Source organism: Fluviicola taffensis DSM 16823 (assembly GCF_943372375.1).
In the GTDB taxonomy this organism is placed as follows: Bacteria; Bacteroidota; Bacteroidia; order Flavobacteriales_D; family Crocinitomicaceae; genus Fluviicola; species Fluviicola taffensis_A.
In genome coordinates this window covers 202,653-227,873 of record NZ_CALRYJ010000004.1, presented here as the reverse complement: position 1 = coordinate 227,873, position 25,221 = coordinate 202,653, and the positions used below count along the sequence as shown (strand labels likewise).

The following is a 25,221-nucleotide window of genomic DNA, read 5'->3' as shown; positions in this document are numbered from 1 at the left end:
GTTTCTTTATTAAGAGTCAAGAGACAAGAGTCAAGACAAAAAATTGAATTAAAAACAAATTTGTCCTGACTCTTGTCTCTAAAAGTCTTGACTCTTTATTCAATTCGGTATTCGCAATTATATGTTGTATTTTTAGGCCATGTTTACTCGATTTTTGCGAAAACTGAACGGTGGAATTTTCTTTCTCAGAAATAGTTTAACTCCCCGGCAATTCTTACTCATTTCAAGCGTGATCGTTGGACTATCTTCTGCTTTGGCAGTGGTGGTGCTCAAATCATTTGCCCACATGGTATTGGTTTTCGCCAAGGAACTCAATCAACAATTGCATTTCAAGTACGTCGATTTCATTTTACCCGTTTTCGGAATTGTCCTGACGATTTTCATTACCAAGAGACTCTTGAATGGCAAACTGGAGAAGGGAACCTGGCGCATCATTTATGCAATCAACAAGAAATCGAGCATCATGCCACGTAAGCAGATGTATGCACAAGTCATCACCGCATCCGTCACCGTTGGTTTTGGTGGTTCTGCCGGATTGGAATCCCCGGTAACCATAACAGGTGCAGCATTCGGATCCAATTATGCACGTGTTTACAAACTTTCCACTAAGGAGCGAACCTTATTATTGGCTTGCGGTGTTGCAGCCGGAATTGCAGCGGCATTTAACGCACCCATCGCCGGAGTGTTGTTTACGATGGAAGTATTGCTGGCAGATGTCGGGATCACGGCTTTTATTCCCTTGATGCTGGCCTCCGCTTCGGGAGCTCTGCTTTCAGGAGCAATTTTAAATGAGAGTATTTTACTGTCGTTTAAAAACATGGCGGCTTTCGAACTGCGAAATGTGCCTTTTTACATCATTCTGGGACTTCTGACGGGTTTTATCTCCGTTTACCATAATCGGGTATTCAACCGGATCGAAACCTGGATCGAACACTGGAAACTGAAAGCCTATCAGAAAGGAATTGTGGGGGCATTGTTATTGTCGACACTCATCTTTATTTTTCCGTCTTTGTTTGGTGAAGGATACGACAGCATCCGTTCGCTTTCCACTGAAAAGGTTTTCGGGTTATTGGACGGAACCTTGTTCGAATCCTTCAAGCAATCCTGGTTTCCCTTAATATTCATTGGAGCTGTTGTATTCCTGAAAGCAATCGCTACGGGACTAACTCTTGGCTCGGGAGGAAACGGAGGAAATTTCGCACCATCTCTTTTTGTTGGAAGTTACACCGGTTTTGCCTTTGCTTATGGATGGAACCTGACCGGTTTAGGATTTGCGCTTCCGATCACCAATTTCACCATGGTCGGAATGGCTGGTCTACTCAGTGGATTGTTTCACGCTCCTCTGACTTCCATCTTCCTCATTGCCGAAATCACAGGAGGTTATGGTCTGATGATTCCACTGATGATTGTTTCCTCCATCAGTTTCGCCATTTCGAAGCGTTATCTGAATCATTCGATGGACATCGTGAAGTTGGCAGATGAAGGACATGTGGTTCGCGCCGATAAAGACCGGCATATTTTGTCGTCCATTGATAGCGAAGATATTCTGGAAGAAACACTCGTGGTCCTGAATCCGATAGATACCGTTTCGACCTTGTTCCTGACCATTCAATATTCGCATCAGGCGCTGATCCCGATCGTTTCGGATAACGGAATGCTCCTCGGTATGATTTACCTCGACGACCTGCCAACCATTTTACCCGTTTATTCTTCCGAACCGAATACGCCGTTGGAGCTGCTCATGGAACCGATCCGTTATTCCCTTAATCCACGAAACACCATGGAGCAGGTGATGGAGATGTTCGAAACCTCCAAATTGAATTATCTGCCAGTGATTGACAACGACCAGGTACTGGGATATTACTCCAAACATAGATTGCTGGAAGCTTATAGGAAACGAGTGATGGAGAATATTGTGGAGTAGGGACAAACAACTAAACCATGAAACTAAAAATTGACCATCGGAAATACAAGAAGCGGATGATTTCATTTTTGATTTTGACGGCTTTTTCATTACATATAATGATTATTGTCATTGGTGTGAGTATCGTTGAATCGAGAGAGTTTAACTTGCAGAAAATAGTATTGCTCTTATTTTTATTGCTGTTTTTTCTCTTTTTCGGAATGCTTGCAAGATTTTATTACCGTTTGAAAAAACAAAGGGAATATGTGATTGTATTTGAAAATGGGGAGCTCATTAATTATTCACAACCAATGGTAAAGCCCGTTTCGATTAAGATCGAAGAAATTAAATCTGTTGATCTTTGGAGAAAAGGTAAAGTAAATCAGGATTAATTAATCAATTAAAGAAAAATCACCTATACGTTACTGATTATATTGTGAATTCGAATGAATTGGATAATCTCATGCGGATGATTCAAAAAGAACGAAACTGATTTAAATTCCTCCTTATCTTAGCAAAAAACACCACCCATGAAGTTAATCGTAGCATTGGTTATTTATTTACTAGCGTTAATTACGCTATTGATCTTGTATCCTTCTTATAATAATGGTAATGGCTGGAACGCAATTCCTTTTTTTATAGCTTGGTTAAGCGGTCTTTCAAGTATAGCATTTCTGATCACTTCTATTTACCATTTCGTAAAAAGAAAACCATGGAACGGAATTGGATACCTAAGTCTTGGATTTACCATCTTTGTAATCCTTCACAAGATAATATTTGAGGATTACAATGTGTTTGTTCATCTCATTTTAGTCATTCTTTTAGGCTGGGTCATATTCAAATTACGAAAAAGACCCGATTTGAAGCTTTTCTTTATTTTGTTATTGAGTTGCAATCTAATTGTTGTTTTAATTTCCGATAGAATGCTCTTGCGTTATTTTAATTCCAACAAAGTTGCCTGGTCAGAAGAAGGATTTGAATGGAATGATTATGAAGATTCTTATAGCAACCACAAAAACGAGTCATATTATTTAATCGATGACTTTGAATTGAATTCGGATAACATTCGAGCTATAACCGGAAATGCCATTAAGTATAAAGTAAATGAAATGGGGAATATCCCTTCGGTTGTAGTAGAGGCATTCATGGATTCTGAAGGCTCTTTTATCCGCGATGAGTTTAAAACAAATGAGCAATTGGAGCATGAGCGCTTGTATGTTGATATTTGTGAATACCACGCTCGCAGGATCCGGAAGTATTTTAGGTGGAAAACAATCAGTCGGGTAGATTATAAAAGGATATTTGAAGAAATGGGGCTTTATTTCGCGGAAGCTGATTCTGACATAACGAATGCGAATCGTTTAATAGAGGAAATCATCAGTCAAAAAGAAGAAATGAATGCGCTATATATGATGGAAACAAACTTGGGAGAAAATAGAGTACAACAACAAAAGTGGGAAAAGAGAATCCATACTTATTTAATTGGATTAGAAGATTATGACTAATTTTTAAGTAACTAAATGGATGTCAATTGTATGAATAGCTTGATAATCTTCCATGGGATGAATTGGATACGGAAGAACGGGAATTTATGGCGGATGAATTGGCTCCTGCTATTGAAGCGTTGGGGTTTGATCCCGTGACAATTTTCTAAATGATTGTATCATTACGAAACAGCGAAATGAATAAAAAAGTGTTTTACACATCAGATGAACTTCTTGAAATTTTCAAAGAGCAACACCGGCTTTGCAGTCCATTGGATCCGAACGCTGATCCCTATGCGATTTTAAATCGTGACACTACCATTTCTGAACTTCGTGATGCGAATGATTTACTTCCTTGGAAGGAGTATGCCGAGTTTTTAAATCAGGAATTCAGAATTGAAGTTCCATTAAATGATTGGAAACAAATTTTGACACCTGATAAGAAACAAACGCTTGGAGATCTTTGTGATTTTTTATCTACGGTTGCAGAAAGAGAAATAATTCAGCCCATGAAAGGATTTGGATCGGAATGTTTATCGGCTGCTGTGTTTTTAACATTAAAGATAAATTTAAAGGACAAAGGGGTTGATGTTACTAATTTAAAACCTTCAACCAAAATCGAGGAGTTTCTATATGTTAATGAAAATTTTTCTCCACTTATCGAGGAAGCGACGTTAACGGGTGTTAAGACCTTTCATAAATTGGAAACCGATTCATATTTGGAAAAACGACTCAAATATTGGATTGATAGGATATTTCCCCATTGGATTAACAAATGTACTCTGAAGATCCGAGACCTGGAAACATTCAGGGATTTGGTAGAAAGAATAATGGAGAATAAAAAGTTAGGGGTGGATGAAGTTTAGAACAAACTGTTTATATACGCAAATCGATCAAATCTGCGTGTTCCAAACTCAGGGAAATCCTAACTCGAAATGACTCATAGACATGTGTCTATTTGCCCAGTGAAATCAAAGAGGGTGAGAATGTTTTATGTTGGTATGGAATTAAAATCTATATGATTCGACTTCGTAGACAAATACCTGTTTTTATCTGCGTAAATCTGACTGGTTTGCGACTTATTTCACTCCCAATCCACAAAATAAACACAGTAAATCAGCGAAATCTACGTGCTAATATGCATAGACATCTGTCTATTTGCCCAGTAGAATCAGGGTGTTATGAAGTGTTTAGCCCTATTAGCAATTCAAAACTTCCGTGTTCTTCTGTGCTCGTCTGCGGGAAACAATCAAGGCAACAACTTCAGGAAATTCAAAGGCTTATTCGTCAAGTTGAATTTCACCGTGAAACGGATTCGCTCCGCATAATTCTTAGTCAAATAAGCGTCAGTAATGTTTTTAGATTGAAGGACAGGGAAGTAAATCCCGAAAACAGTTCCCAAACGCATAGCCAATCCTACATCATAAGCCTGGGTAGGTTTTGATTTGTATGCCTGGTCAAACACTCCGAAATCCGCATAGATTCCAAAGATTTTCGGACCGATCGGTGTTTCCATATAAAAGTTTGCAGTGGTCATCCAGGTTGTCGTTGTACCGAAATATCCGGATTTTCCATTCCCAACCGTCGAACGGAATCCTCCCATATTGTCCAGACGTTGCTGCGACCAGATTCCACTTTGCGCAGAACGACCGAAGAAATAATCTTCCACAAATAAGTCCTGACCTCCGCTTGCACCGCTTAAAGCAAACGCATAGTTTGACACATTCCCGGAATTGTACATGTTGAAGTTCCAGTAATTCCCGGCAAACAAACGTAGTTCGACCCAGCGTGAACGCTTGTTTTTGATGTACCGGTATTTGTAGGTTGCTGCAATCGATGAACGCGATAAGTTATCACTGTTCACCGGATTTGCTGCATAGTCTGAGCGGACCTGTAAATCCACGATGTGATCCGCTTTTGAATAATTGAAATCATATTGCAGGTAACCGCCAATTAGTTCGCGTTGTTTCGGTCGGAAGACATCCAAACGGTACATGGATTGGATGCGGATGTTCTGACTGATCGGTCCTCCGATGCGATTTCCGATTTTGGCTGTCCAATAAGGTAAAACCGCTACGTAATAACCATCATTTCTACCCAAAGTGTCATTCTTGAATGAACGAAGCGAAACCCCGAATCGGGAAAGTTTGAGGTTCTTTTTCGGCAAGCAGGTGATGCTCGCTTCGGCAATTCCCGAAACCCGTTTTCCACCGAATGAATACATCGGAGCCAAAAGAAATTGAAAGCGGTTATTCGGAATGCTGAAGTTATGAAGAGCCAATCCCAACATGAATTTGTCGTATTCGTTTCCACCCAGAATCGGGCTCCAGAACAAGTTGCTTCGTGTAGGTTCGTTCTTTCCTGTGAATAATTGCAGACGAGGAGCTTCTATTTTTCCGAACAATCCTTTTTGATGCCAATAATTATTCGATTGGTTGATTTCAGGAGCTCTTCCACTTGCATTGATCTGCACAGCATCCATTTCAGAATCAAAAGTGATTTCCGATTTGTTTACTCCGGTTTCGACCCACAGTGTCTGGATTTTTTTGCCATCGCGAAAACCTGTGACTTCGATTGGTCCGTCAACCTGTCCGGCATTTTTCACAGTAACCGTAGTTTTTCCTCCAAATGATTTGACTTTCGTGATCTTGTAATCTATATGATTCGTTGTTTGGATCAGATCCGTGAACAACCACGACAAATCTCTTCCCGAAACGCGTTCCAAAGTTGCCCGCATATCTTCCGGTTGCGGATGTTTGAAACTCCATTCGGTATAATAAGTTTGCATGCATTGGTCGAACAAGGAATCCCCCAGGTATTGTTTCAGATAGTTGAAGACTAATCCCGTTTTCATATACATCACCGCGCCATAATTGATATCCGCAAATTGGGCGGAATGTGTTTCAATCGGCTGATCCTCACCAAGACCGGCTACTATCCGATAAATGAAATCTCCGGAATTGTAATGACTCAGGTGGTCGAAGTGAAATTTACCATCCAGGATCTGATTCGATAAATAGGTGTTATTCGGGTATTTGGTGTACATGTAACGCATTTCGTTCAGGGTATTCATTCCCTCATCCATCCATCCGTGAATGCGTTCGTTGCTTCCCAGAATTCCATAAAACCAGTTGTGTCCCACTTCGTGGACGATAACCACCTCCAGTTCCGTATCCGAACTTGCATTCCCGATCACCGTTACGTTCGGGTATTCCATTCCTCCTCCGGCAGAAATCGTTCCGTCGACCGCAGTCACTTGATTGTATGGATAATCTCCATTCCAAAGCGAATAGTAATACGTTCCGTCGTGAATGTATTCCGATGAACGTTTCCACAAACCGGCATTTTTCGGAGTGAATAAAGCCCAGGTCGTCACTTTGCGTTTGGAATGCGGCAATTCCACTTCTCCTTTCAGAACCGCGTAACGTTTATCAGCAAACCAGGCAAAATCATGGACATCTTTCTGTGTGTAGCGAATCGTTTTCCATTCAGTGGAAGAAGTTGGGAATTTATTGTTGCGATTCTCCTTTTGTAGGAGCGATTGAAAGTTATCTTTTGTGTAAGCTGCCTTTTCATCCATAAACCCAATTTCGGATGCTGTTTGCAAATCTCCGGTTGCCCCGACCACGTAATTTTTGGGAAGCGTGATCGAAACATCGAATGTTCCGTATTCCGAATAAAATTCTCCTTGGGTCAGATAAGGAATCTGGTTCCAGCCATTCTTGTCGTAAACAGCAGGTTTCGGATACCATTGGGTGATTTGGTAGGATTGTCCGACATGTCCCAAACGGGAAACTTCTCCGGAAGGGATTTTGACATGGAAAGGAGTGGTAACCGTTATGGATTCACCGGGTTTTAAAGGAGTATTCAATTGCAATTTGGCAATATCCGGGTTCTTTGGTTCGAACGAAAAGGAAGCATCCTGTCCGTTGACCTGAAAATGAAGTGAATCAATTCCCCCGCGAATGGAATCTTTCCCGAAAGAGAGCAGCGTTTCACCACTTTCGTACAATTGTTTCCCCAGAGCTGTTTTTCCACTGGTATAAGCATTGGGCCACAAATGAATGTAGATGAAATCCAGTGTTTGGGGCGAATTATTGTGGTAGACAAAGCTCTCGTAACCACTCAACGAATGTTTTACATCATCCAATTTTACAGTAATGGTGTAATCGACCTTTTGCTGCCAATAAGATTGTGCGTTGGATTGGAATAGGATTGTCCCCAAAAGGACAATTAGTAGGAGTAAACGAATTTTCATTAAATGGGAATAAGGATACAAAGTTAAGGAATAATGAATTAACAAGTCGGGGCGTCCCGTATGTACGGGATTCGCCCCGACTTGTTTTCGCTGCACTGCAAGGAAAGAAGAATGAATGATTATCTTGTAACCAATTAAGAGTCCATACATTATCAGAAAAAACTCCTTATGAAAAGACTAACCACATTTTTATTTGTACTGTGCATCTCCTTTGTTCAGGCACAATCTTTTGATCACATTGTTTACAAGCAAGAGGTCAATCAGGCATACATGTTAGCTGTCAAAGATGCAAAGTATACAGAAAGTTTGCAGAAACTGGAAGCCGTCAAAAAAAAATACGGAATGCTCTACGGTGAAGACTACCGTCTCCAAAGTTATTGTTATAAGAAACTCGGAAATGATTCGCTTGCTGCGATATCCTTGAAAACCTGTTGGTCCGTTCCGTCTTTTGACATGCGCACACTTTGGTATGTGGAAGAGCTTCAGCCAGATAAATTGATGGAAGGGTTTAATGAACAGGAGAATCAATTGGTCAACGAAGGATTTGAGAATTCAGCGAAAATTCGTCCTAAAAATGCGGATTCATTGATAGCTGTGATTGATAGTCTGACGTATTGGGATAAGTTTTACCGGAATCAATGGCATACCAATCCGGATAATAAACAGTTTCAGGATCAATTGGATTCGATGAATCGTGTCAATGAGAAATTATTGGAAGACATGGTTCGTCGGATTGGTTTTCCGGGAGAAAAGAGATTACAACTCGGAGAGTTTTGTATTTGGTACGTATTGGTTCACAGTGCAGGAAATGAAGAGTTTTATCAACGGATGAAGCCTGTTTTCCTGAATGAAGTTAAGATCGGAAATATGTCTCCGTGGATGTATGCCAGCTGGGTGGATCAATATCACTTTTACAAGAAATTACCAACGATGTACAATACACAAGTTGGATTTAAGAATGATTTTACGGAGAGTGAATTGAAAGAAATCAGTAAGAACCGTTTTGAGATTGGCTTGGTGGATGTGGACTTCTCGCTGCCAAAGTTTTAATGAAAAACGAGTCGGGGCGTCCCGTATGTACGGGATTCGCCCCGACTTGTTTTGTTTTTTGCTTACTTTTACCCCATGCAACGTTTTTTAGTCATTCAAACAGCTTTTTTAGGGGACGTCATTCTGGCTACTCCGGTGATCAGTGAACTGAAACGTTTGTATCCGGAAGCGGAAGTGGATGTCTTGGTCCGGAAAGGAAATGAAGCCATTTTGAAAAATCACCCGGCTATTCACGAAGTGTTTTCCTTTAACAAGAAAGAGGGAAAATGGAAAGAGATGCGCCGACTGATTGGTGTTTTCCGAACGAAGAAGTACGATGAGGTGATCAACCTGCAGCGATTCGGAAGTTCCGGGATCATCACGTTTCTTTCGAAAGCAAAGAAGAAGGTTGGTTTCGACAAGAATCCCTTTTCCTTTTGTTACGATATCAAGATCAAACACGAAATAGGAACGGGGAAGCACGAAGTGGAACGAAACCTGGAATGTATTGCTCACCATGGGGCCGGGAAATTGGTTCGTCCTGCTGTTTTTCCATCTGATGAAGACCGATCGAAAGTTGCCCCGTATACGAACACGCCATTTTACACGCTTGCACCAGCTTCCGTTTGGTTTACGAAACAATTGCCGGAAGCCAAGTGGATTGAATTGGCGAATAACCTGAAACGGAAAGGAGCAGTTTATCTGGTGGGCGGACCGCCTGATTTTGATCTCTGTCAACGCATATTGGAAGCAGCAGATCTGCCTTCTGAAAATAACCTGGCCGGAAAACTGAATTTGTTGGAATCCTGTGCATTATTTGAAAAGGCTGCACGTTGTTTTGTAAACGATTCTGGTCCTTTGCACATGGCTACGGCTGTAAATGCTCCGGTAACTGCATTTTTCTGCGCAACCGTTCCCCGTTTTGGTTTCGGACCGCTTTCAGATGATAGTGAAATCCGTGAAACAAAAGAAGCATTAACCTGCAGACCTTGTGGTTTACACGGAGGGAAGGTTTGTCCGGAAGGACATTTCAAATGCGGGGATATAGATGTGAATGTGTGACTTCGACTACGCTCAGCCACCTTATTGTTTCTATGGAAAAATACTTTAAAATTTGTCGATTTACAAATGTGTGCAATTTTCGGGTAACAATTATCTGTTGGAGAAAGTGTTGAAGGTGGCTGAGCGTAGTCGAAGTCACTTCAATGGCAAACTCACCCGGATTGTGGTTCCTTTTCCAATTTCCGAATGCACCACGTACACTTTTCCTTTGTGGTATTCCTTTACAATTCGTTTCACCAGGGAAAGCCCCAATCCCCAGCCACGTTTCTTGGTGGTGTAACCCGGTTCAAAGATCGATTTGAATTGTTTGGGTAACAATCCTTTTCCGGTATCGGTAATCTCAATATACACGCGTTCAGGAACGGTTTTGACCGTCACGTCCAATTTTCCTTTCGATTCCATTGCATCCACAGCGTTGCGGATAATGTTTTCCATCACCCATTCCATCAACGATTTGTTGTGACTTACCAGGATCGCTTCTTCTTCAAAATGGGTGGTCATTTCCACTTTTTGTGAAATGCGTGGACGCAAATAATCCATCACTCCCTGGATGGTGACACGGATATCACTTTGGATCAATTGTGTTTCGGATCCGATCTTTGAAAAACGTTGGGAAACGGTATCCAGGCGTTCAATATCCTTTTGCATTTCCGCAATGATGTTCTGGTCGATATCCTGTGTTTCCAATAAGGCGATCCAAGCCATCAGGGAAGAGAGTGGTGTTCCTAATTGATGAGCTGTTTCCTTAGCCATTCCTGCCCAAACCTGGTTTTGTTCCGCTTTCCGGAAGGTGCTGAAGAGCAGGTAACCTATAAAGATGAAGAGCCCGATGATCAGGAACTGGATGTATGGAAAAAACTGCAGCTGCTTCAACTCGTCCGAGTTATCGAAATAGAGCAGGTTCACCTCATCGCCGCCAAAGGAGATCTTGATCGGTTCATTCACCAATTCCAATGAGTGCAGTGTTTTCTTGAGATTTTTTTCCGTAGTCCTGTCCTTCGGTAAGTTGCTTGCAATTAAGGAGTCCTTCTGTTTAGCCATCAAAACTACCGGAATCAGTTTGGAGTCATTGATCAACTCATTATTGAAAGCTGTGATCAGGGAATCGCGTTCGCGTTCCAGTTGAATGGTGCGTTTGGTGTCGGTGTAAAAGGAAGTCATGGTCAATCCCTCAACTACTTCGATCCGGAAGGGTTGATTCTTTTTCTCCCAAACAGTCGTCAGGACCAATAAACTATCTTCGTATTTTTTGTTTAATTCCTTTTTGCTTGCCCCCGGATAGAGTGCGCGCAAATCAGCCGTATCGAAATCGATATTCGTATAGCTGGAAATCTGGTTCTGATCATCCACGAGAATGACTGGAATATCCGTGTTCTCTTCAATGATACCGGTAGGAAAACTGTAATCGGGGAAACAATTGAGATCGAGCGGAACTTTGGAAATTTCCATCGTAGCATCGAGGTACAACTTGATCTTCCGACGTTCGTATCCACGTAATTGTTGAAATGCACGATTGGTAAATTCAACCAATTCCGCTTTTTTCTTGATGGCATCCGCCCATTGCTTGGCACGCAAACGCTCGCGGTCGGATACTTTTTGTACGGTTGAATTCGATACCCAAAGTGAAGCAGCTACGGTTATCAATGCCACGATGAGCAGCACAATTTTCCATGTTTGTTTGTTCGAGTATAAATTCATGTGTTACGAATGTAATTAAAAACGTGGTTTTGGTGGAGAAATTGTTTAGCAGAAAACTTTCCTCCTTCTTCCTCCCCCTTAGTCCCCCTCCGAAGGGGGAAACCAAATCGGTCTTCGACTTGAAAGATTCTTCTGGTAGGTGTAAATTAATTTTGAAATACAATTGTCTTTTAAGAGGTGTTTTAAAATCTCCCCCTTCGGAGGGGGATAAAGGGGGAGGACTTGTGCTATTTACTATTTATCTTCATTATGAATTACTCCTTTGAGTTGAGAAAAACGCTTTTTCATTAATTTTGCACTTGCAAAAACAAAATTATGGCTGACTTTTTTTACCAGGAACCGTATCCGATCCAAAAGGACACGACTGAATACCGCAAAGTTTCTTCTGACTATGTAACCGTTGAGAAAATCGGGGACAGGGAAGTGTTGAATATCGATCCGAAAGGGTTGGAGTTTTTAGCACAGGAGGCATTGAGTGATGTATCCTTTTATCTGAGAACTTCTCACTTGGAAAAATTGCGTGCTATTCTGGATGATCCGGAAGCAACGGATAACGACCGGTTTGTGGCTTACAACTTATTGCAAAATGCAACCGTCGCTGCGGAAGGTCAGCTTCCATCCTGTCAGGATACCGGAACTGCGATTGTGGTCGGTAAAAAAGGAGAGGGTGTCTACACCGGTGCGAATGATGCCGAATACCTTTCCAAAGGAATTTTCAATACCTACCAGGAAAAGAACTTGCGTTATTCCCAGATCGTTGCTTTGGACATGTTTGAAGAGAAGAATTCCGGTTCCAATCTTCCTGCTCAGATCGATATTTATGCGAACCAAGGGTCGAAGTATGAATTCCTGTTTTTAGCGAAAGGTGGAGGTTCAGCCAACAAAACCTTTTTGTATCAGAAAACGAAATCCTTGTTGAACGATGCTTCGCTGGAGGAGTTCATCAAAGAGAAAATAAAAGATTTGGGTACTTCTGCTTGTCCGCCGTATCACTTGGCGTTCGTGGTGGGAGGAACATCTGCAGAAGCGAACCTGGCTGCTGTGAAAAAAGCATCGGCAGGATATTACGATCATCTTCCTACAGAAGGAAACATGGGAGGTCAGGCTTTCCGTGATATCGAGTGGGAGAAACGCATTCATAAGATTTGCCAGGAAAGTACAATCGGTGCTCAGTTCGGAGGAAAATACTTCACACACGATGTCCGCGTGATCCGTCTTCCACGTCATGCTGCTTCTTGTCCGGTTGGATTGGGGGTTTCTTGTTCGGCAGACCGGAACATCAAAGCGAAGATCACCAAGGACGGGTTGTTCGTAGAGCAATTGGAGAAAAATCCACGTCGTTTGTTGCCTGAAGTTCCTCCACATTTGGAACCGCCTGTAACGATCGATTTGGACAAGCCAATGGCTGAAGTATTGGCTGAATTGTCGAAATATCCGATCAAGACACGTTTGAAACTGAACGGAACCTTGATCGTTGCCCGCGACGCAGCTCATGCACGTATCAAAGAAATGCTGGATGCAGGTGAACCAATGCCGGATTATTTCAAGAATCACCCGGTGTATTATGCCGGTCCTGCGAAAACTCCGGAAGGGATGGCTTCGGGAAGTTTCGGTCCTACAACGGCAGGTCGCATGGATTCCTACGTGGACTTGTTCCAAAGTATGGGAGGAAGCATGATCATGTTGGCAAAAGGAAACCGCTCGAAAGACGTAACGAATGCCTGTAACAAATACGGTGGATTCTATTTGGGATCGATCGGTGGTCCGGCTGCAATCCTGGCGAAAGAGAACATCCTTTCAGTAGAGGTCGTTGACTTTGAAGAAATGGGAATGGAAGCAGTAAGAAAGATTACCATTAAGGATTTCCCGGCGTTTATCATTACGGACGATAAAGGGAATGATTTCTTCGCGAATCTTTGATACAACCACATAGCTTTAACCGCAAAGGACGCCAAGGCGCAAAGGGAACCACGAGGAGCACAAAGCACACGAGGAAAAGGTTTTAATTAGATATAGAAAAGGGATTGTCTTTTAACGGATAGTCCCTTTTTACTTTTTATCAAATAACAACTTTGTGCTCTTCGTGTACCTGGTGGTTAATTAAATTCGATGCGTATATTTGAAGAAACCTAAATGACATGAAACAATACCTCGGGATTCTTCTTTCAGCAGTTTATGCGCTCGTTATTCGATTGTTGGGAGGTTGGGATATTATTGAGATCAACTCCATTTCCTTTTTGATCATCGCACCCATGGCACTCGGATTTATACCCTTTTATTTTTCAGGGGAAGGATACCGCAGAAGCTGGTGGAAAGCGGTTTTATTTCCATTGATCTCTGTTTTGGTGTTTCTGATCATCGCGGTCATCACAAAACTGGAAGACTTGGTTTGCCTGATCATAATCGGGGCGCCGTATATCGCGTTTTCGATACTGGTTAGTGTGGGTTTATATATCCTTACAAGAGAGAAAAAAGAGGATGTTAAGAAGAACGCCTGGTCGGTCTTATCAATTCCGCTTGTTTTAGGAATGGTCGAAAAACAACTTCCAAAATACACGACTGAGCATCGGATCAGTAACGAGATCATCATCAATCAATCGGATTCCGTGGTTTGGAAGAACCTGTTTGCTGTTCCTGATCTGAGAAAGGTGAATACTCCGGGCAACCTGCATGCATTCGGAGTTCCGCAACCAACACACTCCACTTATAATCCGAAGACCAATACGCGTTTGGGGTATTTTGAAAACGGGATTGTATTGCATGAATCAGTGATTGAGCGCAAAACGAACCGGAAACTCAGCTTCGCGATTGATGTGGATAAATCCAGGTTGAACGTCAGCCCGACAGTTGAGCACGTCTTGAAAAACAAGAGCCTGGAGTTCCGGTATATCGGCTATGAACTGAAGCGCCTGGATGATGGACGGACAGTTTTAAAGCTAACAACATCTTACTTCATTCATTCCAATATTCCGTTTTACGGGAAGATGTGGAGCACTTCGATCGTGAATGACTTTGAACAGAATTTGTTGCGGTCATTGAAGAAGGTGTTGGAGACATCTTAAGAGGGGAGAGGATTACTTGTTTCGATCCCCCAAAAAAAGGATCACCTTTTTACGGATAATCCTTTTCTACTTTGATCAAATAAATCAATTGATCTTCACAAACGTTTGGTAGGATGAATCCAATTCGTTGGTCAGTTGAACCACGTAGCTTCCAGCCGAAAGGGAGCGGATATCCAACTGAGTTTCTGCATCCGATATGTCTTTTTCCAATACGATTGTCCCGAGCGAATTGCAGATTGTTACGTGACAGTTATTCAGACCTGTTACCGAAATAGAAAGCTGTTCATTTGCCGGATTCGGGTAGAGTTTGAAGTCATTTAACGCATTTTCGCTCACAGATAGGGTACTGGAATTCAATTTTAGAATGTAAATATCATAAGATCCGGCCGTAACAGCTTCTGCTATGCCGGTACCGCAATCAAAATCAACGGTATCATAAAAGAAGCCGGTAGCATAAAAATTTCCCAGGTTGTCTATACTGATATCAGGTACACCATCCCCCAATAAAGTGTTTGGATCGTTATTGCCATAGGAACCTGCCCAGATGTAATTTCCATTCTGATCCAGGTAAACCAAGGCTGCATCACCTCCTCCCACTGCGGTTAGATTACTGACACCATTTCCCGGATCAAAATCACATGTTCCGCTAAAACCCGCAGCAATGACTACTCCGTTTGTTGGATGAAGTGCCAGAGCATTACTTCCTTGCCAATTTGCTCCGGTAAATGCTTTTGCCCAGTTCAAATCACCTGAATCAGTTAGTTGAAGAACAAAAAAAGCACTGCTATTAACAGGAGTGAACAGGCTGGTTCCTGTTCCCGGATCCAGGTCAATTACTGCATCAAATGTCCCTGTCAGGTAAATTTGTCCGTTGTTCGCAATGGCTACATCAATCCCCTTATCTCCCATGGAAGAACCAAAGCTTTTTACCCAATTAAAATCTCCGTCGGTAGTCAGCGAAAGCAAATAAATATCTCCATATCCCTGGGTATTGATGATGCTGTAGGTCGTTGGTGAAGGATCAAAGTCTACATTGTTTTGGAACCAGCCAGTTAGTGCGATGGTACTTCCTTTAACATCCAGAGCAAGTCCCATATCAAATCCGCCTGCCCCGATCTTTTTTGCCCAGATATAATCTCCTGCCGCAGTTAATTTCTGCACGAAAATATCCATGCTTCCTCCGGCAGAAGAGAGATTAGCTGTTCCCGGTCCCGGATCGAAATCGCAAGTACCATAAAAATAACCGGTTGAATAGATATTTCCCACTTCATCCAGCTGAATCTTGGAAATAGCATCATCCTGGTTGACATAGCCGAAAGATTTAACCCAAACAAAGTTTCCGCTTCCATCCATTTTCGCAATAAAAGCATCCTGATACCCTATGGATTCAATCGTTTGCGTGCCATTGCTTGTCGAAAAGGTCAAATTTCCAGAAAAAAATCCTGCAAGGATGAGGTTCCCCGACTGATCTGTCACAATGGATCCAATACTTGAATATCCGCCTTGAGGGAATGGTTTTGCCCAGACCAGGTCTCCGTTGGCGTTCATTTTTTGGATAAATCCAATACTACTCGAACCGGAAGAGAGGGTTGTTATACCTGCTCCGGGATCGAAATCGACATCCCCGGTAAAATAGCCGCTAATGTATACGTTGTTCTGTGCATCTGTGGTAATTGCTCCGCCCATGTCGTCTAAGGTTGATCCGTGGGTGTGAACCCATTCGAATTCGGGAGTTTGAGCAATGGTGGTGCCGATCTGAAAAGTCAGCAAAAATAGAATGTGTAACGATTTTTTCATAAGGATTTATGTTAGATTTTGATGCGAATTGTGCAATAATCATGCCGTGCTGTTTTTTATCTACGCAATTCGGTTGGGTATTCGTTCAATCTTTATATTTGAAGAAACCGACACGATGAAAAAATACCTTTGGATCAGTTCTTTGAGTTTGTTTGTACTGGCTTGCTTTTTACCGGTTTACGGAACATCACAAGGACCTGCTGAGTTTGGTCAAGGGCTGTTTATGTTTGTCTTGGGTTGGATGGAAGCTTTCTCTGAAAACGGAGCAGTACTATCTTGGTTCGCTAATCCGTTTTTTATCATTGCGCTTTGCACCACGAAGAAGTTCCCCGTTACGAGTGTTTTCTTTGCTGCTTTTGCCATCCTGACAGCATTGTGTTTTTTGAAAGGAGGCAAGATTTTATTGGTATTAGGTTCGCTTCATTATGGGTATCTGACTCAGATCAGGATTGGTTATTGGCTTTGGTTGGGAAGCATGGTGGTGATCTTGTTTGCTTCTATTTTTAAAATGATTGAGCGCAAAAAAGAGATGAAATGATATGTGGTGAAATTTCTTACCCTCTTCGAAAAAAAACTCGTGCTCCTCGTGGTTAAAAATAAATGCAGTGGATCATAAAGAAAGATTATTTTAGAACCGTGAAAAACCGAATCGGCTTATTACTTTGTTTCCTCTGGATGTTCCTGCATTCCTTTGATGGCTTTGCTCAACACAAGACTCGTTCCCTGTATATCCAGATTCCTGTACAGTTGGATTTCAAGAAATACGACTACGAACTTACAGTGGACTATCCGGGGTATTCAGACATACACCATGGTTGTCAGTTCCATTTTTTGAAATCAGGAGGCGAGATCGTTCGTTGTGATATGAGATCGGATTATGATGGAAAATTCATAGACACCCTGGTTTATATTCGGTTTTCGGTCAAAATGTTTAAATACTATGGGGAATATGTTAATCGGATGCCGGTCGTTTTTAAATCGGATTCTGTTTCATTCACAATCCCGGAACTACCTGACGAAGCAACGATTGATTCTATTTTAAAAGCGAAACATAAAGCTTTCAATAAAGAACATCGGGGAGAAGGGTTCACGGAATTCATGACGGATTGGAAGTCGTATTTTATCTACGCCAATTTTTACCAGGGAAATCGTCCGTATGGTGAAATCTTGTTCAGTAATGCCCGTTATGAAGAAGTTCCTACTAGTCTTTTTAGCAGGTATACCGAACCCGGATGGATCCGTGGACCGGTTTACGGAGCGGAGTTCAATTTCCTTTGGCGCAAGAACGCGTTTATTCTAGGACCCAAGATCGGTTTCCAGATTACGACGCGCTATGTGAATCTGGGTTTGAGCGCTGTCTATTACACGGATTTCACGCAGGGTTCCTTTTGCCTGAAACCCCGAATCGGTATGAACCCCGGAATACCTTGGGTGAATTTTTCTTACGAGTACGCGATCCGTTTTGGTCCGGATGTTTTCGGGAACCGGATCAATAGGCATCAGTTTAGTGTTTATTTTTTGATACCGCTGAGGTTGGAGGAGTATTAGTTTCTTACAGGATGGAAATGGTGTTTTTCAATTCAATATGCTGTCCGGATTTCTTTTTTTTAGTTTGTCAAGCTCATCAATTGGCTTTGCATTAGCATAGATACAGACCTTTTTATTACTGAAATACTTACGGATAACCTTTTCAAAAGTTTCCAATCCAATGGCATAGAAAAAGTAAGTGATTTCATTTTCTTTCTTAAAATAGTAGAATCTTGTGTTTTTCATGAACCCGATTGATAATTCGTCCCAATTATCTGGAATGATCACTAACTCGGAATTTCTTTTCTTCTTCCAAAGATGGTATTTGAGTAATGGCTTTTTAATGGTGATAACCTGGTTTTCTATTTCAATAACTATGAAATGGTCTGTAATCAAATCATGATAAAAGATCAACGAAGCAAGAAAAAAAGGTACGGTTAACCACATAGTTTCCAAACCGGCAACGAACAAAACGATTACGCATGTAACTGGAAATATGCCGGTAACTATGAGCATGAAAGAATATGGAACATGATTGGTAAGATGTAGCTTTTCACTCATTATTTGGGATTCTAATAGAATTTTAGCTGAAATTAGTTATTTGGACACTTCTAAGAGAATATCTGAGGATGCTTTTTTCGTTTTAGACGAATATTATTCGTTTATTTTTACCGGATGAAAGAACCTGACTGGGTCAATGATAATAAAGTGTGGGTATGGAACAATGCCAGGATGATTGGATATTACGCACTCCTTTTCCTGATATTTCCTATCGGATTTATTTCCGGATTTGTCCGCAATCCGACAAATCAGGTCTTGTTAATTATCGGGATCGTTCTTTTCTATTTGATCTATGAGTGGATACTTTTTTCGTATATCCGGGTAACCTATCATAAGGGAGAACTGGAGTTCAGAAAACCGCTTCGGAAATACAGTATTCTGTTTCGAAAGAAGGATTACAAGCTGATTATCCGCCCCGATGAATGGACGGAGGTGTACCGTTATTGGTTTAAAGGAGGTACAGCGTATTATTTCCGGAATAACGGTACAGATGCTTATTTCATATCAGCCGAGGGATTGACTTTTTTGTATTCGGATCTGACGACTCTTTTTTCTCAAGGTGTTAAACAAATGTCGGGATCTCCAATAGAAGTGAAAAGACGGATGAAGAGAGAGGGGACGGGGCGGGTGTTTTAGTATTATTGAATTGCTGGAAAGTTTACTTAACAGGATCCGAACGGTTGCTTTTTTGGTTGAGCCGCAATTTCACAAAAACAATTCGAAAAATAACGAAGAGAGGAAGGCAGACTAAAAAATATTGAATTTTCCAATTTAGCCAAAAGTGATTGATAGCGATAGCTGCGGATAAATAGAGAATAGAGTAGATAAGTGTGATCCGATAATGCTCATTGGAATTAGAAGAAAATTTTGGTTGAGGTGGTTTGAATTTTTTATTCAGTTTTTCCTGTAAACTCATTGCAATAATCTTCGTCATTTCATTCAATTTAGCTTCATTATCTCCTTTTCTTAGTTCATTCAATGATTTAGAAATTGCTTCTCGTTTCAATTGTTTGGTCTTATCATCTTCTATGATTTTCAAATGCTTGATAGTATAATCTGAAAGAACATAGATCATCGAAAGCCACAAAGTACTAAGTACCAAACACACCGAAACCAAAAAGTAGAAGTGTAGATTTACAAGGGGATTTCCTTGTATCAACCAGATCATGTCTGGTTTGAATAGATAGATACTGATGAAAAACAATGGCATGATTAACACGTAAAACAATAGAATTGTTTTTGTGGAAAATTTGGCATTTTCAAAGTCGCTAAGGAGTGACATGATTTCTGATTTTTAAATTTGAATGTGTGGTGGTTGGTTAATTTATAAAGAATAAGATAATAGTTGCTGAAAATTGAATAATCAATGCAATGGTTGTATATTTTTCTGATAAACTATTTAAGTTTTTAGCAACTCGGAGAATTATTTCACCTTCCTTTTTCATAGATGAGAAGTAATTTAAATTAGTCATTTTCAATGTCATCTCACCAGAATGAAAGTCATCTAACATTTCCTGGGCGTAATTTGAATTACTATTTGATTTTAATAAACCAATCATCATCATTTTTTGATAGATCAATTTGCGTTGATCTGCTATGTCGATGTTATTGACAGTTACTATTGTCTTGTTCATATAGAGTCCTGTAAAGGCATTGTACATAAAGAAAGCTCCGGCTACAATGAATAGGAAAGTTTCAAAACCGTATGTTTCCGAATATGAAATTTTGTTTAGCATGAACATTTCCACTCCAGTCGAAAGCCCGATAATCCATAAATTTAATTTTTTCGTGTTTTCTGTTTCACTTATTTCAAGTGCTTTGTTTTGAATCAAAGAATCCGTTATGCTGGAAATCATGTTTTCAACATTCCCTGTGTTTTCAGTCATTTTTTAAGGTTTAAATACAGATCGAATGTAATTGGATTTCAGATTGTTGCATCCAGTGTTTTGCCAAAATATCTTAAAGAAAATCGGCTTTGATTAAGTGCTGTATTTTGGTGATTATTTGAAGGGAAAGGATGATTATTTAAATGAAAAAAGGATCATCTTTTATGGACGATCCTTTCCGTTCGGTTAATAATCCCTAACTCACGATTTGGTCAGGTTATTCTTGCTGCCTCCGCCATTCCCGATAATCCTTCGTGCGGCTTTGTAGCTCGCAACGAATGCACTGTTTGTGGTTTGGAAGAAGCTGATGAACCGGTCTAGCTGACCTATGAGCAATTCATTCAGTCGTTTTTCCAGCTCACGGATGCTTTTGGTTTCGATGGTGCGTTCAATGATCGCTTGTCGTACGGAGTTCTTGCGTTCTTCGAGTAATGCTACCTTGTCGCGGAAGTCCTGAATGCGGGGTGCATCGATTCCCACTGTTGCTAAGGAACTTTCGTAGTCGTTAACATCTTCGAGGAGTGCGATACTCGCAATTTTCAAACGTTCGGCTCCCATGCTTTTGAGTTTGGTGAGCGATTCCCGGTTGCGTTCGAGCAGGATGCGATTGTCTGTCTGAGTTGCCAGGAGGAACAATCCTTTTTTGAGGATGCTCATGCTTTCGATGAGTTCTTTCATGTAAACTTCCTTGTCTTTCCAAATCCCTTGCGTAAGAGTATTTTGGATGTTCAGTTTGCTGCTGAGCAGGTTCAGTGAGTTTTCAAACTGGTCTACTGCACTTACCATTCCTGAAACCCCGCTCCAGGTGCTTTGATGATCCTTTACCACTGCGAGTACATTCTGATACATCGCCAGGTGGCTTAATGTGGTCTTTTTCATGGCTATTCCATTTATGTGAATATTGAAAAAGCGCATTAAAATTCCGTGCCAAAGCACTGTAGTTCAGTTGTTAACGGGCGTTAAAACCGGGGTTTTGTTGAGCGAAGTGGTGCTGTTTTTTTTCAAAGGGGCGGTTTGGATGAGCGAGTATTTTGAGTTTTCGGAGGTGGTTGTGGGGTGATTCAAAGGTGGTTGTGGGGTGGGATGCTCTTACTTGTGGGGTTGCTTGATAGTACTTAGTGGGTGAGTTAGGTTTACTTGTGGGTTCGCAAATAGGTGCTTGCTGGGTGGTCTATGTTTATTTGTTGAGTTGTCTTTGGTTGGTTGTGGGGTAGGATGGAAGCATTTGTGGGATCACACGCAAGTATTTGTAGGTTATTTTCAACCACTTGTAGGACGTCTTTCCGTTACTTGTGGGGTAGAATGGTCTTACTTGTTGGATAACACTAATTATAAGTATTATGAAGTTATTCTTTTATTGTTCTAATTTGTTGATTAAAATGGGTGATTTTTTCTTCGAGTAATGTGATATGCTTTTTCATAGCTTGAATTTCTTTAGTGCCTTGAATTGTACCAACTCGATTAATAGTTTCTACAGTTTGAGTTAATTCGTTAAATCCTGTTAGTTCATTGCTGAAATTAATTTTGAATATGTCATTTCTATCAAGTAAATCGGTGAGTTCAAAATCGATTATCATACTTTTGTGAGCATAGCCGATTCTTACTTCTCCCCAATATTGATCTCTAATAATTTTAACTTTTACTTTTCCAACAATAAGTTCACTAATAGGATCAATATGGATGTTTGGATTAATGATCTCTGTTTTGAAATAAGAATAATGTCCTTTACCTCCGGTTTTACTTTCAAAAGTCCTTTTTAATAAAAGAACTATGTTTAAACAATGTTCTTTATGAAGATCTTCAATAAGTTTTATTTCTCCGTTGAAATAAAGTGCTAAGTAATGCACATTTCCTTTTGTCATATACTATTTCATGTATTTTAGAAGGCCCATATTTTCTGCGATATCTCTAGTAAATTTGGATAAAGGTCTTTTTTCATCATTAATTAAATCATACTCTTTACCAAATGCAATAAGATAAGCTTCTTTTTTGTCCTTAATAATTCCAGGATAATTTGTCATTAAGTCTTCAATATAAGTATCATTAAATTTATCGTGTAAAAATTTCAAGTGGTCTATTTCAAGGTAATGAGTTGAATACTGTTCTTTTAATTTAAACAAATCGATATTGCTATTTAATTTTTTAATTTCTGCTTTGGAGCAGAAAAAATCGAAGTAAATAGTATGCAAACCAACAGGTGAAGGCAAGTAATTAAACTTTGCCAAGTTACCAAAACCTTCTTTATAGGGGTAAGCATTTTTTGTTAAACTTGTTTCTTTTCGTCCTTTAGCATTACGATTGCATATTACGCAACTGGGGATCAAATTAAAAAATGAAAACCGGAGGTAGCCATATTTGCTTTTCGCTAAAAAGTGGTCAATGTCTGGTCTGAAAAATTTGTTTTTTGTTTCTCCAAGTGTAGTTATATAAGTACGATTACAATAGGGACAGCAACTCAATTTGAATTGCTGGGTAAAACTATATGCATTCCATTTGTCATGCTCTTCAAAGAAAAGGAGACGGTCTATTTTTGATTTAAAAGGAGTTGGTTTTTTTGCAATTGTTTTGTAATTAGTTTTAAAGATTTCGTCTAATTCTGGCTTGATGTTTTTAATTAGAAAATCAAGTTCACCAATAATAATAGTTTTTAAATTCTTCTCGAGATAGTCTCCCAAATGTTCCTTAGATTTTGTTTGGAAAGAATTAAAATAAGTTTTTTGGTCATCTAAACGGTTAACGAGCTCTGATTCTATTAATTTATAGAAGTTTTCACTCATTGTTTTTAAATCGCGATTCAAAGATAAATTGATCATTTTAGTCTGTTTAATTCTTGTTGTAAACGATTAATCTCTTGTTCTATAATTTCTTTACGATTATTCTTCGAGCCGATAGCTAAATCATACATTTCTAACATTTTCTTTTTTATTATAATATCCCCAAGTTGTTGAATAATATTTAATGTGTTTGATTGTTCTAACTCAATTGTTTGTGATTCAATTAATTCTGAATTCCTGGTTTTTTCATCTCTTAGTTCAATTAAGTTGTTAAGTTTGAAAAGTATTTTATTGATTGTTCCCTTGGCAAATTCGCCAATTACACCTTTGCTTAAAAAGAAATCATCTTTCAAGATATCATATATGTTCGCTGCAAACGTTTGATTTGTTTGTGGTTGCGGTACTCCTTCAATTAATTTTAAAATATTGGAAGCGGGAATGTCTGAAAGAATAAAGGGAGAGTGGGTTGAAAAAAGAATGTTTATTGCATTAATTCCAAGACTATTTTTTTTATTCTTAAGATTCAATTTATTTAATGCTTTATGCAGATTATTAATGAATGTTCTCTGAAATTCCGGATGAAAATAAAGTTCTACTTCATCAAGAATTAAATTAATATTGTGATATGATTGTCTACTACTTGTAACAGGTTTATTAGAAATAGAAGAGAGATTAATAACATGGTAGATAATCGATTGCAAAGAATGAATATATTGTTGTTCACCGGAACTTAATAAGTTGAATGTTGATTTACTCGGACTATCTCTTAAACCCTCTTTTTCAAAGGTCATATCATAGAAAAATAATGATGGTGGAATTAATTCAATTACTTGAAGCTCTGGATTTTTTTTCAAAATAGTTTTTATCCGGACTTTCAATTTATCTAATGGAAAAGTGATTGATTGTTTTTCCCATTTTATTTCCTCGGATTCTTTAAGTGGTTCGAATATTAAATAGTTTATAACTTGTTTGATTTTAAGTGTAATATGGCTTCCATCTTTTTCGACCTTATCCAATAAAGAACTAAAATCTTTAAAATGTGGTCTTATATAGGGTAATCCATTATACGATTTTGTTTCAATATGAGCTTCCAAAAAGGGAGTATAATCTTCGTATGTTTTACAGATGGAATAAAGTTTTTTCACCAGATATTTATCAACTTCATTTTTAAATTTTGCATTTGTTGATTTTGATATTTTAAAAAATTCGTAAACTTCATTAAGAATATCTATTCCAACTAATTTATTGTTTTCAATGAACTGATCAATTGATATCTGTCCATCTGAGAAATGAAAATCATTTGGTTGAAATTTGTCTAGAATTTTTATTTTTTCATAATTCAGATTGAACCCAACACTATCAACAATCTTACCCTCCCCAATATTATATATATCTTGATTGGGATCAATCAAATTAGAAATTAATCGAGTCTTTGCAAGATAGTTTTCTGTTTCAATTCTAATATTTCCATCTATCCGCATTGGATTAATAACCAAAGGTGTTTGATAACCATCATTTTTATGAAAAAGATGTCTAATCCAATCCATTCCAAATTCGGAACTATTTAGTCCATAAATAGAATAATTAATAGAAATGGAATAGAATAATTTATTAACATCCTTTTTTTTGAGAATATGGGATTTTCCACTCTCTACTTTCCCATCAGATTTAAAAGTTTTGATTGAGACAGAATCAGAAACTATTAACTTGTAAATTCTATCATCGAGTTTATAGATTATTTCTACGTTTAAATCCTTATGTTTGGAATCCTGACTAAATAACTGATCTGTATCTGTGTTATATAGGATTTCACATTGAATTCCAATGTTGAAAACTGATGCAAAGAACAGTTCAATTAGAGAACTCTTTCCACTTCCATTTTTACCAACGATTGCTGAAATATTGATTTGTAATTGATCTTCATCGGAATATAAATTCAATTCGTTTGATGGGGTTTCGATTAACTCTATTTCGGAAGATGAATAGTCCAAGTAATTCTCTTTAGTTAATTCAACTAATTTATTAAAGTCTTGGTTTAAATCATCTTTTTTTGCCTTGACTTTCAGTTTATAATCTTGGTAGAATTTATAGGGCATTCCCTCCTTTAAGTTTTTTCTGAATCTTTGATCACAATCTAGAAGTGGGCGAATGGCGATTAATTTAAATTCACTCATAATCGA

At 39.4% G+C, this 25,221-nt stretch carries 21 protein-coding genes; 11 read left to right on the top strand and 10 right to left on the bottom strand.

The genetic code is table 11. The features are described from left to right. Positions 1 to 139: 139 nt before the first annotated feature. The 4 genes from AAG807_RS08305 (at position 140) to AAG807_RS08290 (ending at position 4,253) form a co-directional block, all read left to right on the top strand. Positions 140 to 1,924, top strand: coding sequence for a chloride channel protein (locus tag AAG807_RS08305; protein WP_341902284.1), 1,785 nt, complete (start codon positions 140 to 142; stop codon positions 1,922 to 1,924). Between the two features lie 17 nt (positions 1,925 to 1,941). Then, positions 1,942 to 2,295, top strand: coding sequence for a hypothetical protein (locus tag AAG807_RS08300; protein ID WP_341902282.1), 354 nt, complete (start codon positions 1,942 to 1,944; stop codon positions 2,293 to 2,295). 138 nt (positions 2,296 to 2,433) lie between these two features. Next, positions 2,434 to 3,408, top strand: a complete 975-nt coding sequence (locus AAG807_RS08295) for a hypothetical protein (protein ID WP_341902280.1) — start codon at positions 2,434 to 2,436, stop codon at positions 3,406 to 3,408. A 149-nt stretch (positions 3,409 to 3,557) separates the two neighbouring features. Next, positions 3,558 to 4,253, top strand: coding sequence for a hypothetical protein (locus tag AAG807_RS08290; RefSeq protein ID WP_341902279.1), 696 nt, complete (start codon positions 3,558 to 3,560; stop codon positions 4,251 to 4,253). Between the two features lie 383 nt (positions 4,254 to 4,636). Here the strand turns inward: AAG807_RS08290 and AAG807_RS08285 are convergent, their stop codons facing one another. Further along, positions 4,637 to 7,645, bottom strand: coding sequence for a M1 family metallopeptidase (locus tag AAG807_RS08285; RefSeq protein WP_341902277.1), 3,009 nt, complete (start codon positions 7,643 to 7,645; stop codon positions 4,637 to 4,639). A gap of 168 nt (positions 7,646 to 7,813) precedes the next feature. Here AAG807_RS08285 and AAG807_RS08280 point away from each other — a divergent pair, with 168 nt between their 5' ends. Both AAG807_RS08280 and AAG807_RS08275 read left to right on the top strand, forming a co-directional pair. Then, entirely contained in the window at positions 7,814 to 8,695 is an 882-nt protein-coding gene (locus AAG807_RS08280) for a hypothetical protein (protein WP_341902276.1), read from the top strand. A gap of 75 nt (positions 8,696 to 8,770) precedes the next feature. Further along, positions 8,771 to 9,736: a glycosyltransferase family 9 protein gene (locus AAG807_RS08275; RefSeq protein ID WP_341902274.1), complete on the top strand. Its 966-nt coding sequence runs from the start codon at positions 8,771 to 8,773 to the stop codon at positions 9,734 to 9,736. A gap of 135 nt (positions 9,737 to 9,871) precedes the next feature. Here AAG807_RS08275 and AAG807_RS08270 read toward each other — a convergent pair whose 3' ends face one another. Next, on the bottom strand, positions 9,872 to 11,434 hold the full coding sequence (locus AAG807_RS08270; protein WP_341902272.1) for a HAMP domain-containing sensor histidine kinase: 1,563 nt from the start codon (positions 11,432 to 11,434) through the stop codon (positions 9,872 to 9,874). Positions 11,435 to 11,749: 315 nt separating this feature from the next. On the opposite strand from AAG807_RS08270, the gene AAG807_RS08265 reads away from it, so the two are divergent. Beyond that, positions 11,750 to 13,354, top strand: a complete 1,605-nt coding sequence (locus tag AAG807_RS08265) for a fumarate hydratase (protein ID WP_341902270.1) — start codon at positions 11,750 to 11,752, stop codon at positions 13,352 to 13,354. Positions 13,355 to 13,572: 218 nt separating this feature from the next. Beyond that, positions 13,573 to 14,496 (top strand): hypothetical protein, encoded by a 924-nt coding sequence (locus AAG807_RS08260; RefSeq protein WP_341902269.1) that lies wholly within the window; start codon positions 13,573 to 13,575, stop codon positions 14,494 to 14,496. Between the two features lie 84 nt (positions 14,497 to 14,580). On the opposite strand, the gene AAG807_RS08255 is transcribed toward AAG807_RS08260, so the two are convergent. Then, positions 14,581 to 16,293 (bottom strand): T9SS type A sorting domain-containing protein, encoded by a 1,713-nt coding sequence (locus AAG807_RS08255; RefSeq protein WP_341902267.1) that lies wholly within the window; start codon positions 16,291 to 16,293, stop codon positions 14,581 to 14,583. A gap of 115 nt (positions 16,294 to 16,408) precedes the next feature. Here AAG807_RS08255 and AAG807_RS08250 point away from each other — a divergent pair, with 115 nt between their 5' ends. Next, positions 16,409 to 16,831, top strand: a complete 423-nt coding sequence (locus tag AAG807_RS08250; RefSeq protein ID WP_341902263.1) for a hypothetical protein — start codon at positions 16,409 to 16,411, stop codon at positions 16,829 to 16,831. A gap of 62 nt (positions 16,832 to 16,893) precedes the next feature. Next, a complete protein-coding gene (locus AAG807_RS08245; RefSeq protein ID WP_341902262.1) occupies positions 16,894 to 17,841 on the top strand; it encodes a hypothetical protein in 948 nt (315 codons plus the stop codon). A gap of 27 nt (positions 17,842 to 17,868) precedes the next feature. Here the strand turns inward: AAG807_RS08245 and AAG807_RS08240 are convergent, their stop codons facing one another. Then, positions 17,869 to 18,381 (bottom strand): hypothetical protein, encoded by a 513-nt coding sequence (locus AAG807_RS08240; protein ID WP_341902260.1) that lies wholly within the window; start codon positions 18,379 to 18,381, stop codon positions 17,869 to 17,871. A gap of 114 nt (positions 18,382 to 18,495) precedes the next feature. Between AAG807_RS08240 and AAG807_RS08235 the strand changes: the two genes are divergently transcribed. After that, positions 18,496 to 19,017: a hypothetical protein gene (locus AAG807_RS08235; protein ID WP_341902258.1), complete on the top strand. Its 522-nt coding sequence runs from the start codon at positions 18,496 to 18,498 to the stop codon at positions 19,015 to 19,017. Positions 19,018 to 19,039: 22 nt separating this feature from the next. Here the strand turns inward: AAG807_RS08235 and AAG807_RS08230 are convergent, their stop codons facing one another. From AAG807_RS08230 to AAG807_RS08205, 6 genes are all read right to left on the bottom strand, one after another. Then, complete coding sequence (locus tag AAG807_RS08230) at positions 19,040 to 19,663, bottom strand: hypothetical protein (RefSeq protein WP_341902256.1); 624 nt, start codon at positions 19,661 to 19,663, stop codon at positions 19,040 to 19,042. A gap of 37 nt (positions 19,664 to 19,700) precedes the next feature. Then, positions 19,701 to 20,267 carry a hypothetical protein gene (locus AAG807_RS08225; protein ID WP_341902254.1) on the bottom strand — a complete coding sequence of 189 codons (567 nt, stop codon included), beginning with the start codon at positions 20,265 to 20,267 and terminating at the stop codon, positions 19,701 to 19,703. Positions 20,268 to 20,468: 201 nt separating this feature from the next. Then, the gene (locus tag AAG807_RS08220; RefSeq protein WP_341902253.1) at positions 20,469 to 21,146 is read right to left on the bottom strand and encodes a hypothetical protein; all 678 of its coding nucleotides are present in this window, start codon (positions 21,144 to 21,146) and stop codon (positions 20,469 to 20,471) included. Between the two features lie 467 nt (positions 21,147 to 21,613). Beyond that, positions 21,614 to 22,129 (bottom strand): hypothetical protein, encoded by a 516-nt coding sequence (locus AAG807_RS08215; protein ID WP_341902252.1) that lies wholly within the window; start codon positions 22,127 to 22,129, stop codon positions 21,614 to 21,616. A gap of 3 nt (positions 22,130 to 22,132) precedes the next feature. Beyond that, positions 22,133 to 23,080 carry a hypothetical protein gene (locus AAG807_RS08210; protein ID WP_341902250.1) on the bottom strand — a complete coding sequence of 316 codons (948 nt, stop codon included), beginning with the start codon at positions 23,078 to 23,080 and terminating at the stop codon, positions 22,133 to 22,135. Then, the gene (locus AAG807_RS08205) at positions 23,077 to 25,215 is read right to left on the bottom strand and encodes an AAA family ATPase (RefSeq protein ID WP_341902248.1); all 2,139 of its coding nucleotides are present in this window, start codon (positions 25,213 to 25,215) and stop codon (positions 23,077 to 23,079) included. Before AAG807_RS08205 ends, AAG807_RS08210 begins: the two co-directional genes overlap by 4 nt. Positions 25,216 to 25,221: the final 6 nt, after the last annotated feature.